Source organism: Myxococcus sp. CA023 (assembly GCF_010998615.1).
Lineage (GTDB): Bacteria > Myxococcota > Myxococcia > Myxococcales > Myxococcaceae > Myxococcus.
Genome location: NZ_JAAEAH010000001.1, coordinates 71,377 through 97,227, shown reverse-complemented (window position 1 = coordinate 97,227; position 25,851 = coordinate 71,377). Strand labels below are relative to the sequence as shown.

Below are 25,851 nucleotides of genomic sequence, written 5' to 3'. Positions count from 1 at the left end.
GTGTAGATGACGTATGCCAGATGCTCCGGCAACGAACCCACGCGAGGTGGCTCCGACGGGTTGCGCACGAGATGGCGTCTATCGCCGTCCAGCGCGACGAGCAGCTCGCCGCCCGCGGGGAGCACGTCCGCGATGTCATCCATCGTCACCACCACGGACAGACCGGCGTCCCGCATCATGTGCGTCAACCGAGCCGTGGGGTACGCAGGGTCCAAGGGGACGAACGCGCCGCCGGCCTTCAGCACGCCCAGGAGCCCCACCACCAGCTCCACGGAGCGCTCCGCGCACAGCCCCACGCGGACCTCGGGACCCACGCCCAGCGTGCGCAGGTGGTGCGCGAGCTGGTTGGCCTGTTCCTCCAGCTCCGCGTACGTGAGTTGCTGGCCCTCGGCCACCACCGCCACCGCGTCCGGCGTCCGGGCGGCCTGCGCCTCGAACAAGCCATGCAGCGTCGCGTCCGCCGCGAAGGGCTCGCGGGTGTCGTTCCACTCCACCAGCATCCGCTGGCGCTCCGCGTCGGACAGCAGCGGCAACTCCGACACGCGCTGCGACGGATTCGCGGCGATGCCCTGGAGCAGACGGACGAAGCGCTCCCACAGCAACTCCACCGTGGACAGGTCGAACAGATCCGCTGGGTACTCCAAGGCGCCCATGAGGCCCCGCGGCGTCTCACGCAACTCCAGTGACAGGTCCACCTTGGTGGCACCGATGTCCAACTCCACCATCTTCACGCCCAGCCCTGGCGTTCGGACCTCGACGGGCGGTGTGTTGTGGAACGTGAGCATCGCCTGGACCAGCGGCATGCGGCTCGGATCTCTCGGCACGCGCAGCTCGTCCACCAACCGCTCGAACGGAATCTCCTGGTGGGCATACGCCCCAATCGACGCCACCTTCACCCGGCGCAGCAGCTCCACGAAGGTGGGGGCTCCCGACAGGTCGCCTCGGATGGCGAGCGTGTTCAGGAAGCACCCGATGAGCCCTTCCAGCTCCGGGCGGTTGCGGCCCGCAGCGGACGTGCCAACGATGATGTCGTCCTGGCCGGAGTACCGGTGCAGCAGCGTCTGGAACGCCGCCGTCAGCACCATGAAGGGCGTGGCTCCCTCGCGACGGCCCACGGCCCACACCGCGTCCATCACTGGCTTGTCCACGGAGACCTGGAGACGGCCACCCCGGCCCGTCCAGCGTGCGGGACGCGGACGATCCGTTGGCAGCTCCAACACCTGCGTGCCCGCGAGCTGCTTCTTCCAGTACGCGAGCTGGGCCTCCATGCCCGGCCCCTCCAGCCAGCCGCGCTGCCACACAGCGTAGTCCGCGTACTGAATCGGGAGTTCCGGCAGCGGCGACGGCCGGCCCGCCGCGAGCGCTTCGTAGCCCGCCACCAGCTCGCGGAAGAGCACGCCCCCTGACCAGCCGTCCGAGGCGATGTGGTGCAGCGTGAGGTGCAGCACGGACACGGCCTCGCTGATGCGAATCAGCACGGCTCGCATCACCGGCCCGTGCATCAAGTCAAAGGGCTTGCGCGCCTCGGTCAGGGCCTGCTTCAGCGCGTCCGCCTCCCGCGCCCCCAGCGTGCCGCCTCGGGCCTCCAGCCGCTCCAGCACCAGGGGCATGGCGCCGGCAATCACCTGGTACGCACCGCCGTCTTCGAGCGCGAAGGTGGTGCGCAGGACTTCATGCCGGCGGACCAGCGCGTTCAGCGCGGCCTCCAAGAGCGCTTCGTCCACCGCGCCATCGAGACGCAGAGTGACGGTGTTGTTGTACGCGATGCCCGCCGGGTCCAACTGGTGGAGGTACCAGATGCGCTGCTGCGGGAAGGACAGCGGCAGCGGCTTGTCCCGCCCCACGCGCACCACGGGCGTGGCAGTCGCCGAGGAAACCTCCGCGCTCACCGTCTGCTGCGTGGGGGGCCTGGTGCCCACGGTGCCACGGGCCGGCTGCGAGGTAGGACGCCGCGCCTTTGTCGCACGCGCGGGGGCCACACACTCCACTTCGCCGGCATCGCGGAAACGGGCACGCTGGCCCGTCACAAAGAAGCGCTCATCCGAACCGGGAACGGAGATGAAGCGCGCCCGCGTGGCCTCCGGGTCGTTCCAGAAGCCCAGCGGAACCGCCGCGCCGCCCAGGGCCAGCGCTCCCACCACGCCAACCGGCACCGGCTCGCCGGACGCATCCCGCACATACACGGGCGCCGAAGCGGGAGACGGCCACGCCGCGCCCACCAAGGAGGACTCCACCGCCACGTGCTGCGCCGAGCTGGTGAGGTCCTGCGGCTCGCCCCCGAGCACCCAGAGACGAACGCTCCCCAGCGCCGCCTCGGCGCCAGGAAGCTCCGCCAGGGCACGCGCCTGCGACGGCGCGCAGCGCAACGTGGTGACGCCCTCGTCTTGCACCAGCGGCAGCAGTGCGCCGAATCCAGCATCGCCTTCGGCCACCACCGCATCCGCGGGCAGGGCCTGCACCTGGCTGCGCTGACGCACCACGTCCAGCAGGCGGAGGCTGGACATCATCGGCTCCAGTTCCACGCCGAAGTCGACGAGGCAGGCAATCTCGTCCACGTCCAGGGAGCGCACGCGCTCCACCACGCGCACGCAGTCCTCCACCGAGCCGAAGAGGCCACCTTCCTTGATGTAGTGCTCCACCCCCTGGGCGAGCATCACCTCCACGTCCTCTGGCGTGAGGCCGCGCACATCCACCTGAAGGCCCTGGCTGGCCACCAGGTTGGCGAACACGTCCACCGAGCTGCGGAAATACCGCAGCAGCGGCTCGCGCACGGCCTCGCGCACCTCGTCCAGGTCCTGGCCGAGGAAGGTGTGGAGCATCAACGTGACGTGCCCCTTGCCCGGGCCGTGTCCCGCCTTGCGGTACGTTTCGCGGTACAGCGCCACCTTCGTCGCCAGCTCGTCCAAGTTGGAGCCCAGTCCGAGCACGTTGGTGAGGATGCCCGCCCCCACCTCACCGGCCTTCCGGAACGTCTCCGGGTTGCCCGTGGACGTCAGCCAGACCGGCAGCTCCGCCTGCTTCGGCTTGGGGCGCAGCGCCAGCTCCACTTCATTGCCCGCGCCGTTGCGCCGCAGCACCGTGCCGCCGCGCCACAGCCGCCGCACTTCCTCCAGGCGCTCGATGAGCACCTCGCGCCGCCGGTCGAAGGTCCCCGGTGAGAGTGAGAAGTCGTTCGCGTGCCAGCCCGTGGCGAATGAAAGCCCCACGCGCCCACGGGACAGGTTGTCCACCACGGACCACTGCTCGGCGACTTCGATGGGGTCATGGAGCGGCAACACCACGCTGCCCGCGCGAATCTGCACATGCCGCGTGAGCATCGCCAGCGCGCCGCCGACCACCGAAGGCTGTGGATACAAACCACCGAAGGAGTGGAAGCGCCGCTCCGGCGTCCAGACCGCGGAGAAACCATGTGCGTCCGCGAACTTCGCGCCTTCGAGGAGCAGCTCGTACTTCTCCTCGCCCAGTGAGTCCTCATCGTTGGCGAAGTACGAAAGACTGAAGTCGAGAGGCCGCCGGGTGTCCGGCTTGCGGCCCAGGACAGCGAAGCGCGCGGCGAGCTGCTCGGGCGGAAGGACGACGCGCATCCCACGCGCCAGTGCCCACAGCAGGTCCAGTCCCGACGGGTCAGCCGAAGGACCACCCGCCGCCAACCACACGTCCCCCCCGCCCGCGCCCGTCCGGGCATCCAGTGAGGCCAACACGTGCGCCACGTTGCGGTGGCTCAGCATGACCCGGCCGTGTCCTCCCAGCGCTTCGGGCGCTGGAACGATGAAGGCCAGCCGCTCCCCGGGCACGGGCTCCATCGCATCCGCGCTCGAATCGACGGAGTCCACCGCGACGGCGCGGATTCCCTTCGGCAACGCCGGCACGTCCTCCGTGCGAGGCACAAGCAACAACCGAGGTCCTTGCGCGGGCAGCAGGGACGCCAGCTCCGCGACCTCACCGGCCGACACGGGGAGGCACGCGCCTCCCGCCTCCAGCACGCCCCAAAGCGCGATGGCCGACTCCACGGATGGCGTGATGCGCACCGCCACCGGCACGTCCCTGCCCACGCCCTCCTGCTTCAACCGGGCCGCGAGACCTCGGGCCCTTTCCGACAACTCCCGCCACGACAGGCGGCGTTCACCCATGCTGATGGCCACCGCGTCCGGCGTCCGCTTCACCCACGACGCGAATCGAGCCAGCACAGCCGCGTCCGCGAGGTCCCCATGCCCGATGCTCGACGACCCACCGGAGGGCGGCATGCTGGTAACCGCGGGGCCCTCGACCTGAAGGCTCTGCACCGAGGACGCAGGCCCCCGCGCAACAGCGCTCCGTTCCTCCGGTGTCGCCAGCGGCATCCGTGACACGCGAAGCTCTGGGTTCGCGAGGGCCGCCCCCAGCAACGTCTGGAGGTGGGACGACAGGCGCGCGATGCGCGGCTCGTCGTAGAGGTCGGTGGCGTACTCGATGAAACCGTGGAAGCCGCCGCTCTCGCTCTCGTTCAGCAGCAGCGTCAGCTCACCGAGCGTGGCACCGAACTGCGCGGGCGTTCCCGGCACCTCCACCAACTGCATGTCCAGGCCCGCCACAGAGGGCGGCGCCGTGGTGACGTGCGCGTGCAGCACCAGCGCCGCGTCACACAGCCGCGAGCGTGCCGGGTCCCTGCCGGAGGCCACCAACGGCAGCAGGTGCTCGAAGGGGACGTCCTGGTGACTGGACGCGCCAACCGTCGTCTCACGAGCACGCGCCACCAGCTCTCGGAACGACGGGTCACCCGACAGGTCGGTGCGCAGCGCCATCGCATGGGCCACGAAGCCGATGAGGGGCTCCAGCTCGCCACGGGCACGGTTGCCCACCGGCGTCCCCACCACGATGTCCTCGCGCCCCGAGTACCGGGCGAGCACTGACGCCAGGGCCGCCAGCAGCGTCATGAAGGGCGTCGCCCCCTCGCGCTGGCTGAAGCCCATCAACGCCGCGCTGAGCTCACGCGAGAAGGCCACCGGGAAGCGGGCACCACGCAGCCGCAGCTCGGCCCCTCGCGGCCGGTCCGCCGCCAGCTCCAACGACGGAGGCAGGTCCGCCAGCACCTCGCGCCAGTACGCTTCCTGGGCCGCCAGTGTTCCACCCGCGAGCGAGCGGCGCTCCCAGGCCGCCGCGTCCACGTACTGCACCGCCAGCTCCGGCAGCGGAGCGGGCTGCCCCGCGAGGAACGCCTGATAGTTCGCCGCGGCCTCACGGAAGAAAGCCACCATGGACAGCGTGTCCGAGGCGATGTGATGCACCGTGAGCAGCATCAGGTGCTCGGTCTCGGCCAGTCGCAGCAGGCTGGCGCGGACGATGGGCCCGTGCTCCAGGGAGAACGGCCGCACCGCCTCATCCAGTGCCAGCCGCAGCGCCTCCGCCTCCCGGTCACCCCCGTGGGAACGCAAGTCCACCACTGGCACCTGGATGCGGACCTCGGCGGAGAACCGCTGGCGCACACGCCCGTCCTCCACGCGGTACGTCGCGCGGAGCATCTCGTGCCTGCGGATGACCTCGTTGACGCTCCGCTCCAGGACCGGAACATCCAGCGCGCCTGAGATGCGCACGGCCAGGGGCATGTTGAGGGACGGGTTGCCCGGGTCGAGCTGCTCCATCCGCCAGACACGTTCCTGCACCACGGACAGCGGCAGCTCACCCGCGCGGTCGATGCGGAACATCACCTCGGATGCCGCCCTGCCATCCAGGGGGCCCGCCGCCTGGAGCATCGCCTCGATGCGCGCGGAGATACCCGCCACGGTGGGGGCCTCGAACAGCGCGCTCAGCGGGAGCTGTACGGAGAACGTCTCACGCAGACGGGTCAGCATCTGCGCCGCCATCAGTGAGTTGCCGCCCAGCTCCAGGAAGTCGTCATCCGGGCCGACCTCCACTGCGCCCAGACGCTCGCGCCAGATTTCCATGACGCGCTGCTGGATCTCTCCCACGGTGACGGGAGCCGATGCGCCAGGGGTGGCGAGGGGAAGCACGGAGCTGGTGCCAGCCAGCGCGGCCCCTGCCACCGGCACGGAGGCCGTAGGCAACACGAGCGGCGCGCCTGACGACTCCAGACGGCAGGACTTCTCCTCGAACGGATACGTGGGCAACGACACGCGGCGGCGCGGCTCCGCGCCATGGAACTTCTCCCAGGCGACGTCCACACCGGCCGCCCAGAGGTCTCCCAGGGACTGCAACAACCCACGGGCATCGCTTTCGGTGGGACGGCGGCGCAGCGAAGGCGCCACGACCAGCTGTCGCTCCTTGCGCGCCCGTCCCCGCGCCAGCGACGTCAGGTCCGTCCCTGGCCCCACCTCCAGCAGGACACTGCACCCATCCCCGAAAAGCGTCTCCAGGCCAGCGGCGAAGCGCACCGGCTGCCGCATCTGCCGAGCCCAGTACGTGGGGTCGGTGGCCTCTTCCGGGCGAATCCACGTGCCCGTAAGGCTGGACACATACGGTAGCTCCGGCGCCTTGAGACGCAGCGAGGACACCGCCCGCGCCAGGTCCACCATCAGCGGCTCCACCGCGCTGGAATGGAAGGCATGGGCCGACGGCAACCGCACCATGCCCACGCCGCGGCTCGCCAGCATGGCCTGCAACGCCTCAATGGCCTCCACCGGGCCGGAGACGACGCACCGGCCCTCGCCGTTGACGGCCGCCAGCGAGAGCCCCTCGCCGAGCAACGGAAGGACCTCCGCCTCCTCCAACCCCACCGCGAGCATCGCGCCGGCGGGCATCCGCGCCATGAGCGCGCCACGCACCACCGCGAGCCGCAGGCCGTCCTCCGGCGACAACACACCCGACACGCAGGCCGCGGCGTACTCACCAAAGCTGTGGCCAAGCACCGCATGCGGCCGGACGCCCCAGGACATCCAAAGTCGGGCCAGTGCGTGCTCGACGATGAAGAGCGCGGGCAGCGCGACGCGAGGGTCCGCCAGCTTCTGGGCCGCGACGGCCTCCTGTCCCTGCGCGGGCAACAGGAGCGCGCACACCTCGGCGGCAAGCGAGGGCTCCAACCGTGCCAGCGCCGAATCCACGTCCTTCCGGAAGCCCGGCTCCACCGCGTGCAGCTCGCGGCCCATGCCCACCGCCTGCGCCCCCTGCCCCGGGAACAGGAAGGCCACGCGGCGATTCCGCCCCGCCTCCACCGCCGCGGGCTTGCGCAGCCGCTCCGCCAGTTCGGCTCCATCCGCCGCCACCACCGCACGGCGATGCTCGAAGGAACGACGGCCCACGTTCCGGGTAAAGGCCACGTCTCCCAGCGCCAATCCCGGCACGGACTCCACGTGCGTCGCCAGCTCGCGCGCCATCACCTCCAGGGCGGAAGGCGTCCGAGCGGACAACGTCACCACGTGCAATGGACGGTGGCCGCGCGCCTTATCCGCCTCCGGAGGCGCCTCTTCCAGAACGACGTGGGCGTTGGTCCCGCCGATGCCGAAGGAGCTCACACCCGCACGGCGCGGCCCATTCTCCCGCGGCCACGCCTTGAGTGCGGTGTTGACGAAAAACGGGCTGCGCTCGAAGTCAATCTCCGGGTTGGCGCGCTCGAAGTGGAGGCTCGGCGGCAGCTCGCCGTGCTGAAGCGACAGCACCACCTTGATGAACCCCGCCACGCCAGCCGCCGCGTCCAGGTGCCCCAGGTTCGTCTTGAGCGAGCCGATGGCGCAGAAGCCCGAGCGCTCCGTCGTCTTCCGGAATGCCCGCGTCAGCGCGGCGATTTCAATGGGGTCGCCCAGCGACGTACCTGTGCCGTGGGCCTCCACATAGCTGATGTCGTCACCGCCCAAGCCCGCATAGGCCAGCGCGTCCGCGACGACCTCCGTCTGGCCCTCGATGCTCGGCGCCGTGTAGCCGACCTTCTGTTGACCGTCGTTGTTGACGGCCGAGCCCTTGATGACCGCGTGGACGTGGTCACCGTCTCGCAGCGCGTCCGACAGCAGCTTGAGCACCACCACGCCCGCGCCGTTGCCCGCCACGGTGCCACCCGCGCGGTAGTCGAAGGCTCGGCAGTGGCCGTCCGGCGAGAAGATGAGCCCATCCTGGTGCAGGTAGCCCGTGCGCTGCGGACTGGCGATGCGCACCGCTCCCGCGAGCGCGATGTCCGACTGCCGCGTCAGCAGGCTCTGGCAGGCCATGTGGATGGCGACCAGGCCGGTGGAGCACGCGGTGTAGACGGCGACGCTCTCGCCCCGGAGCTGGAGCTTGAAGGACGCCTTCATCGCCAGGCTCTCCGGACCCGCGGTGGCCAACTCCAGGCCCGCGCCCGCGTCCTTCCGTGCCTCGCTCAGCAGGTTCAGCAGGTGGCCGGACGAACCAGCGCCCGCGTAGAGCGAGATGCGACCCTTGTAACGAGACGGGTCATACGCCGCGTCCTCGAGCGCCGCCCAGGCGCACTGGAGGAACACGCGCTGCTGCGGGTCCATCCACTGCGCCTCGCGCAGCGGGATGTCGAAGAAGCCGTGGTCGAAGCCGTCCGCGCCTTCGAGGATGCCCCCCGCGCGGATGAAGCGCGGGTGCCGCCACAGGTCCTCGGGGATGAGCGGTGAGCGCTCCAGTTCGTCCTCGGAGAAGAACGAGATGGACTCCACGCCGCCTCGGACGTTGTTCCAGAAGTCACCCAGGTTGCGAGCGCCCGGGAAGCGCCCCGCCATGCCGATGACCGCGATGTCGCTGCTGGAATCCTCGCCCTGCATGTCATCAAGCTCAGCCATTGCCGTGATTCCCTCGCCGACCCTGCCGGCGGATCGCCTGACGCCGCTGCTGGGCGCGATCCACGTGGGCCTCATTGTCCTGGGTGTCTGCCGCCGTCTCGCCGTCCCGCTCCAAGGACGTGACGAACGCGCGGACCGTGGGGTGTTCAAAGAAGCGCGTCGCCGGAACGTCGCGCTTCAACTCGTCGCGCAGCAATGCGCACGCCTTGACCACGGACATGGAGCTGCCGCCCAGGTCCGCGAAGAAGTGGTCCTCCACACCGACCCGCTCCACGCCGAGCACCTTCGCCCAGAGCGCCGCCACCTGACGCTCCAGCGCGGTGGTGGGCTCCACGAAGGCACTCCCTGCTGGGCGTGAGACCTCCGACTCCGGCAGCGCGCGCCGGTCCAGCTTGCCCACGGGCGTGAGCGGCAACGCCGTCAACGGGACCAGCGAGGAAGGCACCATGAACTCGGGCAGCGACTCCGCCAGGAAGCCGCGAAGGCCGCGGGGGTCCAACGTCTCCCCTGTCCGAGGCACCGCGTAGGCCACCAGCCGCTTGCCTCCCGCGGGGTCGGGCCGCGCCACCACCACCGCCTCGGCCACTGACGGGTGCAGGCGCAACGCCTCCTCCACCTCGCCCGGCTCCACCCGGTAGCCACGCACCTTCACCTGACCGTCCAACCGTTCGAGGAACTCCAGCGTGCCGTCCTCGCGGTAGCGCACGCTGTCGCCCGTCCGGTACAGCCGTCCGCCCGCCTCCGAGCCGAAGGGGTCCGGAACGAAGCGCTCCGCCGTCAGCTCCGGCCGTCCCTGATAACCCCAGGCCAGGCCGTCTCCGCCGATGAGCAGCTCACCCGGTACGCCCACCGGCACGGGGCGCAACTCCGCGTCCACCACGTAGACCCGGGTGTTGGCGATGGGACGGCCAATGGGAATGGCCCCTGGCGCAACGGCACCCTCCATCACGTGGCAGCAGGTGAAGGTGGTGCCCTCGGTGGGCCCATACCCGTTGACCAGGATGCCGCCGCGCCCAAGCCGCTCCCGCACCGCTGCCGGTGGGAGCACGTCGCCGCCCGCCAGGAGCTGCCGCACGCCATCCAGGGCGTCCGGCCTCGCGGCGGAGAGCGCCTCGAAGAGCGCGGCCGTGAGCCACAATGTGGTGACACCGTGACGCGCCAGCACGTCCTTGAGCGTGTCCACCGTGGGAGGCTGCGCTGGGAAGAGGACTAGCTTCGCGCCGTGCAGCAGCGCGCCCCACAGCTCGAAGGTGGCGGCGTCGAAGCAGATGGGCGCCAGTTGGAGGAAGACCTCGTCCGCTCCCCAACGCGCGAATCGGGAGCCCAGCACCAGCCGAGCCACCGCGCGCTGCGGCACGCAGACGCCCTTGGGCCGCCCCGTGGAGCCCGACGTGTACATGACATACGCCAGCGACGCCGCCGGCACCGTCACGCGAGGAGAAACCGTGAGCTCACGCGCGATTTCATCCCAGGCCGAATCCAGGAGCACCACGTCCGCACTGCCCGAAGGCAGCAAGGCCACCACCGCCTGCTGCGCCAGCACCACGGGCAGACGCGTGTCCTCCACCATGAAGGCCAGGCGCTCGCGAGGGTACGTGGGGTCCAACGGCACGTAGGCGCCACCAGCCTTGAGGATGCCGAGCATCCCCACCACCAGGTCGAGCGAACGTTGAACGCACAGCCCCACCGGTGTTCCCGGTCCCACGCCACGCTTGCGCAGGTACCACGCAAGCTGGTTCGCCCGCCGGTCCAGCTCCGCGTAGGTGAGCCGAGCCTCCTCGCACACCACTGCGACTGCCTCCGGCGAGCGCGCCGCCTGCGCCTCGAAGAGCTCCGCGAGGCACGCCTCTCGGGGGTACTCCACCTCGGTGTCGTTCCACGCCACGAGCAGGCGCTGACGATCCGCCGTGTCCATCATCGGCAGCTCGCCCAGGCGTTGGCCCGCATCCGCCACCGCGCTCTCCAGCAACACGCGGAGCCCCTTCATCAGCCGCGCGGCCGTCTCCCGCGTGAAGAGGTCCGCGTCGAACTCCAAGGTTCCGGTGAACCCCTCTGCCTCGTCCGTCAGGGACAACGTGAGGTCGAACTTCGCTGTCCCCGAGGCCAGCTCCACTGGGCGCAAAGCCAGCCCTTCCGGCGCGACGTCCTGGTGCGAGGCTTCGTGGAGCGCGAGCACCACCTGCACCAGGGGCGCGTGGCTCAAGCTCCGAGGCGGTTGCAGCGCCTCCACCAGCTTCTCGAACGGAACGTCCTGGTGGGCGTACGCGTCCAACGTCGTCTCCCGCACCTGACGCAGGAGTTCGCGGAAGGAACTCAAGCGCGGCAGACGCGCGCGGAGCACCAGCGTGTTGACGAAGAAGCCAATCAGGTTCTCCAGCCCAGGCTGCTGTCGGCCCGCAATGGGCGATCCCACACACACGTCCTCCTGGCCCGACACCCGCGACAGCAGGAGCTGGAAGGCCGCCAGCAGGCCCATGAAGGGCGTGACGCCTTCGCGAATGCAGAGCGCACGGAACGCCTCCGACAGCTCGGCGGGGAAACGCACCGCCAGCGTGTCGCCCCGGAAGCGCTGCAAGTTCGGCCGGGGGAAGTCCTTGGGAAGCTCCAGGACGGGCGGCGCTCCGGCGAGCTGCCTTCTCCAGTATCCGACCTGCGCCGCGAGTGCCTCTCCCTGCAGCCACTGGCGCTGCCACACCGCATGGTCCGCTGGCTGGATGGTGGGCACTGGCAGCGAGGAAGGCCGGCCCTGCAGCTCCGCGGCGTAGAGCGCCGACAGCTCCCGCACGGCGACGCCCAGTGACCACCCGTCCGAGACAATGTGGTGCAGCGTGAGGACCAGCAGGTGCGAATCATCAGCCGTGCGAATCAGCAATGCCCGGCACAGCGGTCCATTCACCAGGTCGAACGGGCGGCGAGCCTCTTCCGACGCGGCGAGCACGGCCTGTGCTTCACGCGCCTCCTCCGGCCCCCCCCCAAGGTCGACCACGGGAAGCGCCACGTTGACGCTCAGATGGATGACTTGGACGGGCTCTCCCGCGTTGCTGGAGAAGGTGGTCCTCAGGGCTTCGTGACGCAGGATCAGCCCCGCCAGTGCCCGCTCCAAGGCAGGCACGTCCAGCGGCCCGGAGAGCCATGCGGCCCAGGGGACGTTGTAGAGGGCCGTGCCCGGCTGGAGCTGCTCCAGCAACCACAAGCGCTCCTGCATCGCGGACAGCGGCAGGGGGTTGTCCCTGGACACGGGGACGATGGGCGGCGGGCGCGTCGCGCCGGATGACTGCCGGGCCTCGCGGATGCGCTCGGCCAGCCTCGCCACGGTCGGGTCGTCGAAGAGGTCCCGCAGCGACAAGGCGACGCCAAAGGTGGCGTGAATCCGCGTGACGACCCGAGTGGCCAGCAGGGAGTGTCCACCCAAATCGAAGAAGCTGTCGGACGCTCCAACCCGGGAGACGCCGAGCAGTTCGCCAAAGAGTCGCGCGAGCAATTCCTCCTCGGGGCCTCTCGGTGCGATGACCTCCGCTTCGACGGTGGGCGCGGGCAGCGCACGCCTGTCCACCTTGCCGTTGGGCGTCAGGGGCAGGCGCCCCAGCACCATGAAGGCGGCAGGTACCATGTACGCCGGCAAGTGCGCGGCGAGGAAGGTCCGCAGGAGCGAAGGCGCGGGAGTCGCAGCGACCTCCCCGGTCGGTACGACGTAGGCCACCAGGCGCCGCGAGCCCCCTGCTTCATCCTCTCGCGCCAACACCACGGCTTGCCGGACGTCCGGGTGACGCAGCAGCGTGGCCTCGACCTCGCCCGGCTCCACGCGGAAGCCTCGCACCTTCACCTGCGCGTCCACGCGGCCCTCGAAAGTCACCGCCCCATCCGCCAACAGACGGACCCGGTCACCTGTCCGATAGAGCCGCGTCCCGGGACGCTCGCTGAACGGGTTCGGAACGAAGCGCTCCGCAGTCAGCGCGGGTTGTCCCAGATAGCCCCAGGCGAGCCCGTCGCCACCGAGCCACAGCTCCCCCACGCATCCTGGCGGCACCGGCGCCATGTCCTCGTCGAGCACGTACTGAACCGTGTTCGCCAGCGGCTTTCCGATGGGAATCGATACGGCGCCCTCGGGCACCTCTGTGACGAGGTTCCACGTGGAGAAGGTGGTGTTCTCCGTGGGGCCATAGACGTGCAGCAGCCGCTCGGGAGCACCTTCACGAAGGACCCGGCGGACCGGCCTCGGATCCACGGCCTCGCCTCCGAAGTGCAACTGTCGCAACGCGCTGAAGGCGTCCGGCACTTCCGCGGCCACCTGGTTGAACCAGGCCGTCGTGAGGAAGAGGACGCGAATGCCCTCCTCCCTCAGCCAGGAGGCGAAGGCACGCGGAGAGAGCGCTGTCTCCCGCTCCACGCCAACCACTCGGGCACCGTTGAGGAGCGCACCCCAGATTTCGAACGTGGCCGCGTCGAACGAGGCGTTGGATGCCTGCGCCACGCGATCCTCAGGCACCACGCGGATGAAGTCCGTCTCCACCACCAGCCGGACCACTGCCTGATGGGAAACGCAGACGCCCTTGGGAGCTCCCGTGGAGCCGGAGGTGTAGATGACGTAGGCGGCATCCGCTGCGCCTACTCCGGCTCCAAGCGCCGCCGTTTCAGCGGCGTCCCCTTGCGCCGAGACCTCCTCCACCGTGAGGACACTCACGCCCTCCGAAGGCACCGCGCCCCGCAGCCGTTCCTGCGTCAGCAGTACTGGTGCCCCCGCATCCGCGAGCATCCATGCGAGCCGCTCGCGCGGGTACGCCGGGTCCAGGGGCACGTAGGCCGCCCCTGCCTTGAGGATGCCCAGCATCCCAACGACCAGATCGGCGGAGCGTTCCACGCAGAGGCCCACGTGAGTCCCTCGTCGGACGCCCAAGGCCCCCAGCCGGCGCGCCACCTGGTTCGCCCGCGCGTTCAGCTCGGCGTACGTCAGCGACGTGCCGCCATACCGCACCGCCACGGTCTCTGGCGCCCGCGCGGCCTGGGACTCGAAAAGCGAATGCACCGTGGCTTCGCGGGGGTACGGGGTCGCGGTGGCGTTCCACTCCACCAGCACGCGGCGCCGCTCGGCCTCCGACAGCAGGGACACGTCGCCCAGTCGCTGCTCAGGACGACTCCACATCGCCTGAAGCAGACCGCGCCAGTGCGTCAGCAACTGCTCGGCGGCGACCTTTGAGATTCGCTCCTGCCGGTACAGCAGTTTCAGCCGCATGGAGCGTCCCGGAACCACCACTGCGGTCAGTGGATAGTGCGTGCGCTCGAAGGCCGTGAAGTCCCGCAGCTCCAAACCGGCCGCACCGCGCGCGAGCGCCGCATCCACCGGGTAGTTCTCGAACACGAGGAGACTCTCGAAGAGCGGCGTGCCTCGGGGAATGTCGCTCCACCCCTGAAGCCGGGTGAGCGGGACGTGCTCCCGTTGCCCTAACTCCACCAGCAGGGACTGAAGCTCGCTCAGCCAGGGCAGCAACCCGGCGCCATGCTGGATACGGGCGCGAACCGGGAGCGAGTGGATGAACAACCCGACGGCTTCCTCGATGCCCGGCAGCTCCGGCGGACGACCCGCGAGCGTCGTCCCGAACATGACGTCCTGCCCGCCCCCATAGCGGGACAACAGCAACGCCCACGCACCGTGGACCAGGGTGCTCGGCGTGAGCCCATGGCGGCGTGCGAACTCCTGGAGCGCAGCGGTATCGGCCTCGCCCAGCTCCAGCGCGTGCTCACCCGTGTCACGCGCCGCGGTGGAGCTTCCGTCCACGGGCAATTGTGTCGGCGCTTCGATGCCCTCGAGTTGCTCCCGCCAGAAGGCTTCGTCCTGCTCAGGTCGGCGGCGCCCCAACCATTCGACGTAGGCGCGAAAATCCATTGCGGCGGGCGGGCGCCAATCTGCCCCCGCGGCAATCGCCGCGTAAGCATCGAGCACCTCGCCAAGGACGCGCGCCAGGCTCCACCCATCCAGCAGCAGGTGATGGAAGCTCCAGACGAACCGCCAGGCATGGTCCTCCAGTCGAATCAGCGCCAGCCGCATCAGCGGCGCCTGCGACAAGACAAAGCCCTGCGCCCGGTCCTCACGCAGGAACGCGGCCAGTGACTGGGATTGTTCCTCCGAGGAGCGCCCGCGCCAGTCGAGCTCAGTCCACACGGGGGTCGCGCGTGCATTGACCACCTGGACAGGGGCCTCCAACCCCTCCCAGAGGAACGAGGTGCGCAGTGAGGAATGTCGTTCGGACACCACCTCCCATGCCCGCCGGAGTGCTCCGGCGTTCAGCGGACCGGCGAGCGTCCAGCTTCGCTGCTCGAAGTACGCGCCGGTGCCGGGCTCCAGCAGCACCTGGAACAACAACCCATGCTGGAGGGGTGAGAGCGCATGACGCTCCTCCGTTGCGCCCGCGAGTTCCACCAACGTTTCGACACAGTGACGCGCCAGGGCTTCGATGCGCGCGCGCGAATGCAGCGCCTCGCTGTAATGCCAGGCCAACTCCAGGCGTTCGCCCACGACGCGAGCCACCACCTCCAACACATGGCTCCGGAGCCCACGCGTCCCCTGCGAGGCCCCCGTGGATTCGGGCGCCAGCGTGAACAGCGCCGAGTCCCGAGCCCCCGAGTCGAGCTGCCCCAGGTAGTTGAAGAGGACCTCAGACGAAGCGCCGTCCTCATGACGGAGGTAGCGCAGCAGGCCATATCCAATGCCTCTGCCCTTCCGGTGCTCGCGTGCCGAGCGAACCGACGCGAGCACGGAAGCGGACGCCAACCCCTCCGGCAACGCCAGACGCACGGGGAATAACGTGGTGAACCACCCTACCGTGCGCGAGAGGTCCACGTCGTCGAACAGCTCGTCGCGCCCGTGGCCCTCCAGGTCGATGCGCAGTCGGCGCTCGCCACTCCATCGGGCCAGCGCGCTCGCAACACCCGTGAGGAGCACATCTTCAAGGCCCGGCTGTGCCATCGCCGCCGATGCACGAAGCAGCGAGTGCGTCACGTCGGCATCCAGCGCCACTGTGACGACGCGCTCCGAGCCCTGCGAGTTCACCCCACCCGGCACATCCCGAGGAAGCGCGGCCACATCCGCGCTCAGCACCTCCCGCCAGTAGGCGCCCTCCTCCGCGAGCACTCCCGAGGCGGCATGCGCCTCCAACCGTCGTGCCCAGACCTGGAACGATGTCGTCTTCGCGGGAAGCGCCACGAGTTCGCCGCGGGCAAGCTGCCGAAGCGCCGTCTCCAGGTCCTCCAACAACACGCGCCAGGAGACGCCGTCCGCCGCGAGGTGGTGGATGACCAGCAGCAGCCGTCCCGTCCGATTTGGCCCCTGGTCGAACAACACCGCGCGCAGGAGGCACCCCGCGTTCAGGTCCAAACCCGCCTGCTCCTCCGTGGCGGTGCGCTCCATCGCCACGGCCCGCGCGGTTGCATCCAACCCGGACAGGTCCACGAGACGCAGTGGCACGTCGCGCCCTGGCTCCGCGCACGACTGCGCCCACCCCGTCTCACTCCGCGACAGCCGCAGCCGCAGCGCATCGTGATGGTCCACGAGGGCCCGCAGTGCACGAGCCAGCACGTCCGACTCCAGGCGCTCACGGGGCTCCAGCATCAACGCCTGGTTGAAGTGATGCGCCTCGGGAAGCTCTCGCTCGACGAACCACCGCTGGATGGGCGTCAGCGGCACGGGCCCTACAACCGGGCCCTGGTCTCCCAGGCGACGACGGCTCGTCGCCACCTGGGCCAGCCCTGCCACCGTCGGATGCTGGAAGAGCTGGCGCGCCGTAAGGTAGATGCCCACCTGCCGCGCCCGCGCAATCACCTGAAGCGCGAGGATGGAGTCACCGCCCAGCTCGAAGAAGCGGTCCTCGGCGCCTACCCGCTCGACGCCCAGAACGCCCGCCCAGATGTGCGCGAGTTGAAGTTCCAGCGCATTACGCGGCTCCACGTGGGCCGCACCACTCCCCTGCGTTGCCCGCACCGGTGCGGGGAGGCCACGACGGTCGAGCTTCCCACTGGGCGACAGCGGGAGCGCGTCCAGCGTGACGAAGGCCGACGGCACCATGTGCTCGGGCAGCCGTTCACCGAGGAAGGCCCGCAGCTCTGACGCCACGTCCCCCGAAGACACGACCACGTATGCCACGAGGCGCCGGTCTCCCGGGACGTCCTCTCGAATCGCCACCGCCGCCGCACGCACACCGGGGTGCAGGGACAGCACGGCTTCAATCTCACCCAGTTCGATGCGGAAACCCCGCACCTTCACCTGGTCATCCAGGCGACCCAGGTACTCGATGGCGCCATTCGCCAGGAAGCGGGCTTGATCGCCCGTCCGGTACATCCGCGCCCCCGGCTGCGCCGCGAAGGCGTCCGGGAGGAATCGCTCAGCGGTCAGGTCCGGCCGCTGCCAGTAGCCACGCGCCAGCGGTGCACCACCGATGTACAGCTCACCCGGAACACCCGCCGGCCCGGGACGCAGCCGCGCATCCAGCACGTACATCCGCGCGTTGGCGATGGGACGCCCGATGGGAACGACATGCCCACGGTCCTCACGCGAGCAGGCCCACGCCGTCACGTCCACCGCGGCCTCCGTCGGGCCGTAGAGGTTGTGAAGCTCGGCGAGCAGGCACGAGAAGTAGCGGTCCCGCAGCTCGGGAGGCAGGGCCTCGCCACTGCAGAACACCCTTCTCAGGCTGGCGCAGGACACTGCCAGCTCCGTCTCCTCCAAGAAGGGCCGGAGCATGGACGGCACGAAGTGCAACGTGGTGATGCGCTCGCGAGCAATGGTGTCCGTCAGGTACGCGGGCTCCCGGTGCCCGCCAGGCCGCGCCATCACCAACCGCGCGCCCGCCAGCAGCGGCCAGAAGAACTCCCACACGGAGACGTCGAAGCTGAACGGCGTCTTCTGGAGGACGCGGTCGCTCGCATCAAGCCCGTAGGCCTCCTGCATCCACAGGAGCCGGTTGCAGATGGCGGCATGCGTGTTCATCGCCCCCTTGGGCCGGCCCGTGGAGCCCGAGGTGTAGAGGACGTACGCCAGCCCGATCCCTTCCACGGTCACGTCGAGACGCTCCTCGCGCTCGCGCGCCACCGCGTCCCACTCCGAGTCCAGACACACCACGGTGGCGCCGCCCCGAGGCAGGCGTTCCGACAACCGATCCTGCGTCAGCAGCACCGGCGCCGCGGCGTCCGCGAGCATGTACTCCAGTCGCTCGCGGGGATACTCCGGGTCGAGCGGCACGTAGGCGCCCCCCGCCTTGAGCACGCCGAGGAGCCCCACCACCATCTCCAGCGAACGCTCCACGCACAGCGCAACCCGCGTTTCCGGCCCCACGCCTCGTGCCCGCAGGTAGCGCGCGAGCTGATTCGCGCGCCGGTCCAGTTCCCGATACGTGAGGGTGTCGCTCTCGAAGCTCAGCGCCACCGCATCTGGTGTGCGGTCCACCTGCGCTTCGATGAGCCGATGCAGGACGCTCACTCCCGGCCGAGGGCGGTCCGTGTCATTCCACGCGACCAGGACCCGGTGCCGCTCCGCCGAGGTCATCAGTGGAAGCGCATGCACCCGCTGTTCCGGCTCACGAACGCCCGCCTCCAGCAGGACGCGCAGGTGCTCCAGCAGGCGCGATGCGGTATCCGGCTCGAACAGGTCGGTGCTCAGCTCCAGGTTCGCGGAGAAACCGTCCGCCGTGTCGGTAATGATGAGTCGCAGGTCGAACTTCGCCGTGAGACTCGGCTGCGGCTGGACGTTCAGCCGCAGCCCCGGAATCACCAACTCCGGCAGCGGGTCCTCCTGCATCACGAGCATGGCCTGGAACAGCGGGCTGCGGCCCAGGTCACGCTCGGGCTGGAGCGCCTTCACCAGTTCCTCGAAGGGTGCGTCCTGGTGCGCGAAGGCCCCCAGCACGGTCTCCCGCGCGCGGCCAATCAACTCCCGGAAGGACGGCGCGCCCGCCAGCGACACACGCAGGACCAGCGTGTTGACGAAGCAGCCGATGAGCCCTTCCAGCTCGGTCCGGTCACGGCCCTCCACCGGCGTTCCCACGCACAGGTCATCCTGCCCGCCATGACGGGACAGCAGCGCGGAGAAGCCCGCCAGCAGCACCATGAAGGGCGTGGCGCCCTCGCGCTGGGCCAACGTTTTCAGCGCACGCGACAACTCCGAGCCCAGGAGCACGCTTCGGCTCACGCCACGGCTGCTGCGCACGGCCGGTCGAGGGCGGTCCGTGGGCAGGTCCAGCGCCCGAGGTGCCCCTCCCAACCGGGTCCGCCAATACGCGAGTTGCGCCTCCAGCGCCTCGCCGCGAAGCCAGTCGCGCTGCCACGCCGCGTAGTCCACGTACTGGAGCGGCAGCGCCAACAACGGCGAAACCTGCCCCTGGGAGAAGGCCCGATAGAGCGCCGCCACCTCGAGCACGAGCACGCCCATGGACGCGCCATCCGTCACCAGGTGGTGCAGCACCAACAAGAGCACGTGCTCACGCGCGCTCACCTGGAGCAGCGTGGCTCGAAGCGGCGGTCCCGCGCCGAGGTCGAACGCCCGCAGCGACTCCTCCGCCAATCGCAACGATAGGGCCTCCGCCTGAGCAGCCCCCGACAGCGCGGTCAGGTCCACACGGTCCAGAGCAAGCCGGGCCTCGGGATGGATGCGCCAGGAAGGCGTGCCGTCTTCATCGTGGAAGGTGGCGCGGAGGACTTCGTGCCGCCGGACCACCTCTCTCAGAGAGCGCTCCAGCAACGCCACATCGAGCGCCCCCTCCACACGGACGGCCACCGCATCGTTGTATGCCGCGCCGCCGGGCTCGAGCTGCTCCAGGAACCAGAGCCGTTGCTGCGCGAAGGACAGCGGCAGCGCCCCTTCATGAGACCGGGCCACCAACGGAGGCACACCGGACGCACCCAGGAGGCGAGCATCGATGCGCGCACCCAAGGTCGCGGGCGAGGACGACTCGAACAGCTCACGCAGGGGCAGGTCCACCCCGAACGCCTCACGAATCCGGGAGGCGGCGCGCGTGGCCAGCAGCGAATGCCCGCCCAGCGTGAAGAAGTCGTCCTCCGCGCCTACCCGCTCCACGCCCAGCAGCGAGGCCCACAGCTCGGCCAAACGGCGTTCAGTGTCCGTCCGGGGCGCCACGTACTCCCGAGCGACGTCACGGACGCCCTCCGGCACGGGCAACGCCTTCCGGTCCACCTTCCCATTGGGCGTCAGCGGGAGCGCATCGAGTGGCACGAACGCCGAAGGCACCATGTGCTCCGGAAGGGAGCGCCGGGAGAAGGCCAGCAGCGCCTCCACCGAAAGCGCCGTACCTGGCCGGGCGACGACGTACGCGATCAGGCGCGCGCCACCAGCAGGCTCCTCCCGCGCCACGACCACGGCCTGCGCCACGTCGGAGTGTCGCGCCAGCACGGACTCGATTTCGCCAGGCTCCACCCTGAAGCCACGGACCTTGAGCTGGTGGTCCACCCGGCCCAGGAACTCCATCGTCCCATCCGCGCGCCACCGAGCCCGGTCGCCCGTTCGATACATCCGGGCACCAGCGTTGGAGGACGCCGGGTCCGGGAGGAATCGCTCGGCGGTCAGCTCCGGCCGCGCGTGATAGCCCCGAGCGACACCCATGCCACCGATGTAGAGTTCACCAGGCACACCCACGGGCAAGGGCCGCAGCTCCGCATCCAGCACGTACAGCGACGTGTTGGCAATGGGCGTACCAATGGGCACCGGCCCCGGCGAACCATCCACGGCGTGCGACGAGGACCAGATGGTGGTCTCCGTGGGGCCGTACATGTTGAGCAGCGCTCCCACGGTGTCCCGCAACCGTTCCGCCAGCTCCGCGGATAGCGCCTCACCGCCGACGAGCAGGCGCTCCAGCCCCGCGAGCGCCCCGGCCGCACCGGGCTCCAAGAGCAGCGCCTGGGCAAGGGAGGGCGTGCATTGCAGATGCGTGACGCCGTGCCGGCGAAGCTGCGCGGGCACGGTGATTTCCTCCTCCGACTGAAGCCGGAAATCCCGCTCGCAGCGCTGCCGCACGGCATCCAGCGCCGGAAGGCTGGCGAGCACGGCATCCGTGTCCACGCCGAAGTCGATGAGGCACGCGACCTCATCCACGCCCAGCGCCTCGATGCGGGCCACCTGCTCCCGGCAAGTGCGCGGCGTCCCGAAGAGTCCCGCCCCTTCGAAGAAGCGCCCGAAGGCCCGTCCCACGAGCGCGTCCAGGTCCTCCGGACGAACCGATGCGGGATCCAGGTCCACGCCCAGCGTCCGGCCCAACCCGCGCATCAGGTCCGCGGAGTTGCTCAGGTAGCGCCGCAGCGGCGCTTCGACCGTCTCTCGCACGCGCTCCACGTCGTGCCCCACGAACGTGTGGAGCATCAGCGTCACATGACCCTCGCCCTCGTGGCCCGCCTCGCGCCAGGCCTCGCGGTAGAGAGCGATGCGTGATTCCAGCTCCTCCCACCGCTGTCCCAAGAGGTGCGTCAGGACGCCCGCGCCCAGCCGGCCCGCTTCGCGGAAGGTGTCCGGATTGCCAGCGGCGGTCAGCCACACAGGGAGCTCGCGCTGCACGGGGCTCGGACGGATGCGGACATCGATGGGCGTCCCCGCGCCATTGGTGAACGACAGCGACTCACCGCGCCAGAGTCGCCGCAACGTGTCCAGGTCCCGCCGCGCCAGCTCCCGGCGCTCCGCATACCGCTCTGGCGCGAGGACGAAGTCATCCGCGTGCCAACCCGGCGCCACGGAGATGCCGACGCGGCCCTTCGACAGGTTGTCGACGAGCGACCACTCCTCGGCCACGCGCACGGGGTGGTGCAGAGGCAGCACGACGCTGCCGGCGCGGATGGCCACGCGCTCGGTGATGGCGGCGATGGCCGCGCTCGTCACGGACGGATTGGGATAGAGCCCACCAAACGCATGAAGGTGGCGCTCCGGCGTCCACACCGCCTGGAAGCCATGACGGTCCGCGAACCGCGCGCCCTCGAGCAACAGCCGGTAACGCTCCGCGCCTGGAGCCCCCTCGTCCGCCGCGAAGTAGAAGAGGCTGAAGCCCAGAGGCTTCTGGCGCGTTCGCGTCACCCGGCGCGGTGCGGCCCCCAAGGCCCCCTGCTCGCCCTGCACGGCGACCTTGAAGCCGCGCGCCAGCGTCCAGAGCAACTCCAACACGGAGATGTCGAAGGAGACGCTCGTCACCGCGAGCCACGTCCCCGGTTCGGTCCCCACGCGCGCGTCCATGCCCGTGAAGAAGCTGACGACGTTGCGGTGTGGAATCAGCACACCCTTGGGCTTGCCGGTGGAGCCCGAGGTGTAGAGGACATAGGCCAGGTTGTCGGGCCCCACGGCTCCCGGTGGCGCGGCGTCCGCCTCGCCAGCCACATCCAGCGGAACCACGGTCCTATCGCCGAACGGAAGCGCGCCCGCCAGATGCCGGTGCGCGAGCACCACCGAGGCGCCAGAATCCTCCAGCATCAGCACGAGCCGAGCCTCGGGATACGACGGGTCCAGCGGCAGGTACGCACCGCCCGCCTTGAAGATGCCCAGCAGGCCCACGACCAGGTCCGCGGAGCGGTCGGCAAAGAGGCCCACGATGCATTCAGGTCCAACGCCCTGCTCTCGCAGCCGCCATGCCACGGCGTTGGCTCGTTGGTTCAGCTCACGGTACGTGAGGACCTCGTCGCCACACACCACGGCAACAGCGTCCGGCGTGCGCTGCGCCTGCGATTCCATGAGCGCATGGATGCACGTCTCCGGGAACTCCGCCCGCGTGTCATTCCAGTCGACCAGCACCTGCCGCTGCTCTGCCTCATGCAACAGCGGGAGCATGGCGAGGCGCTGGTCAGGGTCCGCGACAACGGATTCCAGAAGCACACCCAGCCGCGCCACCAGTCGCGCGGCGGTGTCCGCATCAAACAGGTCCGCGGCGTACTCCAGCCACCCTCCCAGTCCCTCCGGCCCTCGGGCCAGTGACAGCGTCAAATCGTAGGGCGTGGCCCCCGGGTCCACCTCCACGCGGCGAGACTCCAGGCCGGGCAGCGCCAGTCCCGCGCCGGGCTCCGGCTGGAGCACGAACAGCACCTGGAACAAGGGTGCGCGCGAGGGGTCCCTCGTGGGTTGGACCGCGTCGACCAGCCGCTCGAAAGGAACGCCTCGGTGGGCAAAGGCCGCCAGCACGCCTTCCCGCGTCTGTCCCAACAGTTCGCGGAAACGTGATGAGCCAGACACGGACGCGCGCAGGACGACCAGGTCGAGAAAGCATCCCATCAACCCTTCGAGTCCCGCCCGCTCACGCCCATTGACGGCCGTTCCGACGCAGAAGTCCGCCTGCCCCGAATGACGCGCGAGCAGCACCTCGAAAGCCGCCAGCAACGTCATGAACAACGTGGCGCCTTCGCTCCGGCCCAACGCCTCCAGCCGAGCCGTCAGCGCCTCCGGGAACCGCACCGCCACGCGGCCACCGCGATAGGATGGCATGGGAGGTCGAGACCGATCCGCGGGCAGCTCCAGCGCTGCGGTCCCCCCTGCCAGCCGCGCCTTCCACCAGTCGAGCGACGTGGCCAGGGCGCCGTCCGCCTCGACCTCGCGGCGCCAGCGCGCGAAGTCGGGGTACTGGAAGGCCAACGGCGGCAGTGAAGCATCACCCGCGTACAGCGCGCTCAGCTCACGGGCCAGGATGGCGAACGAGGCACCATCCGAAGCGATGTGGTGCATCACCACGACCAGCAGGTGCTCGTGCGCGTCCAATTGAAACAGCGTGGCCCGGAGCAGCGAACCGCGCTCGAGGTCGAACGGCGCCCGCGCTTCCTCGTGGGCCAGACGAAGCGCGGCCTCCTCGCGGGCATCCACGTGGACGCCGCGGAGGTCCACCCGGCGAAGTGATGACACCGGCTCCGACGAGGTTACCTGCGACGGCGTGCCATCTTCGCCGCGGAACGTCGCTCGGAGCGCCGCGTGGCGCTGAACGATTGCAGCGAAGGCATGCTCCAGCGCCACATCATCCAGTGCACCGGTGAGGCGTACCGCCGCCGGCAGGTGATACGCGGCGCTTCCCTGCGCCAACTGCTCGAACAGCCACAGTCGCTGCTGCGCGGAGGAGAGCGGCGCGGGCGTCCCCTCCTCGCTCCGCGTCAGCTCGGCGCCAGCGGACTTCCCACGCGCATCGAAGACGGTCCGCGCGAGTTCCCCCACTGTCGGCCCCTGAAGCAGGACCTCCATGCGAAGGACCACGCCCAGGGTCTCGACGTCGTTCGCCAGCTCCACGGCGCCCAGTGAGTCCAGACCGAAGGACGTGATGGGCGCATCCTTCGCAAACTCCTCCGGACGGACGCGAAGCCGCGAGGCAATCCGCGCCAGCAGCCACGCCTCCAGTGCCTCCACGGTGAGCGGCTCGGACGCGGTGATGTCAGGCGCGGGAGCCTCAGCCTGGGGCGCATCTGCTTCCGACTCGCTCCAGGTCAGCAGCGCCCGAGCCGTCCCAGCAAGCAACTCGGCCCGGCAGGCACGCCGCTGAATCTTCCCGCTGGACGTCTTCGGCAGGGCGCCAGGCTCGATGAGGACGAGCGTGTGGAGTTGGACCTCGTGTGTCTCCGCCAGACCCCGGCGGACGGCGCCCACCACATCCTCGGCGGTCCACGGCTTGCGCGAGTCCACCTCGTACATCACCGCGAGCCGCTCCTCGCCGCCCACGTCGATGGAGAACGCCGCGCCACAACCGGGCCGCAGCGCCGAATGGCTGCGCTCCAGCGTCAGCTCCAGGTCCTGCGGGTGCAGGTTGCGCCCGCGGAGGATGATGAGGTCCTTGCGCCGGCCCACGACGAACAGCTCGCCGTCCTTCAGCAGACCCAGGTCTCCCGTCCGCAGAAACCGGGGACCGCTGTCCGAATCCGCCAATCGCGCTCCGAACGCCGCTTCACTCTCCTCGGGCCGCTCCCAGTAGCCGTGGGCCACGCTGGGACCGGAGACCCAGATCTCCCCCACCCGCTCAGGCGGGCAAGCGCGACGCGTCTCCGGGTCCACCACGAGCAGCGTCTGCTCAGGCAGCGACTGGCCGCACCCCACCAGCGGGCGCGCCCCAGGGCCGTCCTCGGCCGCCAGCGCCTCGTTCCGCTCCAACGCCTGGGCGTCCCACGTCCGCGTGAGGACACCTTCGCCCTTGCGCCCACCCGAGGCGATCAGCGTGCCTTCCGCGAGCCCATAGCAGGGATAGAGCGCCTCGCGCTGGAAGCCCACGGGCGCGAAGGCTTCCGAGAAGCGGGTCATGACTTCCGGGCGGATGGGCTCGGCCCCACAGAAGGCCAGCTCCCAGCGACGCAGGTCCAACCCTTCACGCTCCGCGGGAGGCACCTTCCTCACGCACAGGTCGAAGGCGAAGCACGGGCCGCCGCTGATGGTGCCACCGAAGCGGGACAGTGACTCCAACCAGAACCGTGGGCGGCGAAGGAACGCGAGCGGCGACATCAGCGCCACCGGGAAGCCCGCGTAGAGCGGCTGGAGGATGCCGCCAATCAGGCCCATGTCGTGGTACGGCGGCAGCCAGATGACCCCCACGCTGTCCGAGCGGACCTGGAACGCGTGGGAGATCAGCCCCAGGTTGTGCAGCAGGTTCCCATGGCTGAGCTGCACGCCCTTCGGATCCCCCGTGGAGCCGGACGTGTATTGAAGGAAGGCCAACGTGTCCCGCGAAGGCTCCGGACGGCGCCACCCCACCTCGGTCCCCTCGGGCAACGCGTCGGTGGCCACCCAGCGGAGCGCGGCGAGTTCGGGGGCGCCTTCGAAGAGCCCCTCCCCCATCTCCTGGATGAAGGAGGTGGTGAGCACGACGCTCGCGCGCGCATCCCGGATGATGGCGCGCAGCCGAGGCAACGTCCGCTCCAGCCGCATCGGGTCCGGCGGATAGGCTGGGACGGCGACCAACCCGGCATACAAGCAGCCGAAGAAACCCGCGACGTACTCCAGGCCCGGTGGATAGAGGAGCACCGCCCGCTCGCCCGCTCGCGCCAGGGCCTGGAGTGCCGCGCCAATGCGCCGGGCTCGCAAATCCAACCCGGCGTAGATCAAGACCGCGTCATCCCCGCCATCCTCCAGGAAGGTGTACAGCGGCCGTTCACCCAGGGACTGGGTCTGCGTTTCGAGGAGCTCCAGCAGTGTCGCGGCCGGGTGGGAGCGCAT

At 70.0% G+C, this 25,851-nt stretch carries 2 protein-coding genes (1 of these 2 only partly in view); both read right to left on the bottom strand.

Annotation, left to right across the window (positions count from 1 at the left end; translation table 11 throughout):
* Positions 1–8,708, bottom strand: partial view of a non-ribosomal peptide synthetase/type I polyketide synthase gene (locus F8M74_RS00160; protein WP_141252617.1) — the 5' portion only. 4,438 nt of this gene lie to the left of the window's left edge; only the first 8,708 of its 13,146 coding nucleotides appear in the window; its start codon is at positions 8,706–8,708; its stop codon lies beyond the left edge, outside the window.
* A complete protein-coding gene (locus F8M74_RS00155) occupies positions 8,701–25,851 on the bottom strand; it encodes a non-ribosomal peptide synthase/polyketide synthase (RefSeq protein ID WP_228559239.1) in 17,151 nt (5,716 codons plus the stop codon). Before F8M74_RS00155 ends, F8M74_RS00160 begins: the two co-directional genes overlap by 8 nt.

Bases quoted from the DNA above. Each gene is read 5' to 3' on its own strand.
- F8M74_RS00155 (WP_228559239.1), bottom strand. From the start codon at position 25,851: ATGCGCTCCCACCCGGCCGCGACACTGCTGGAGCTCCTCGAAACGCAG.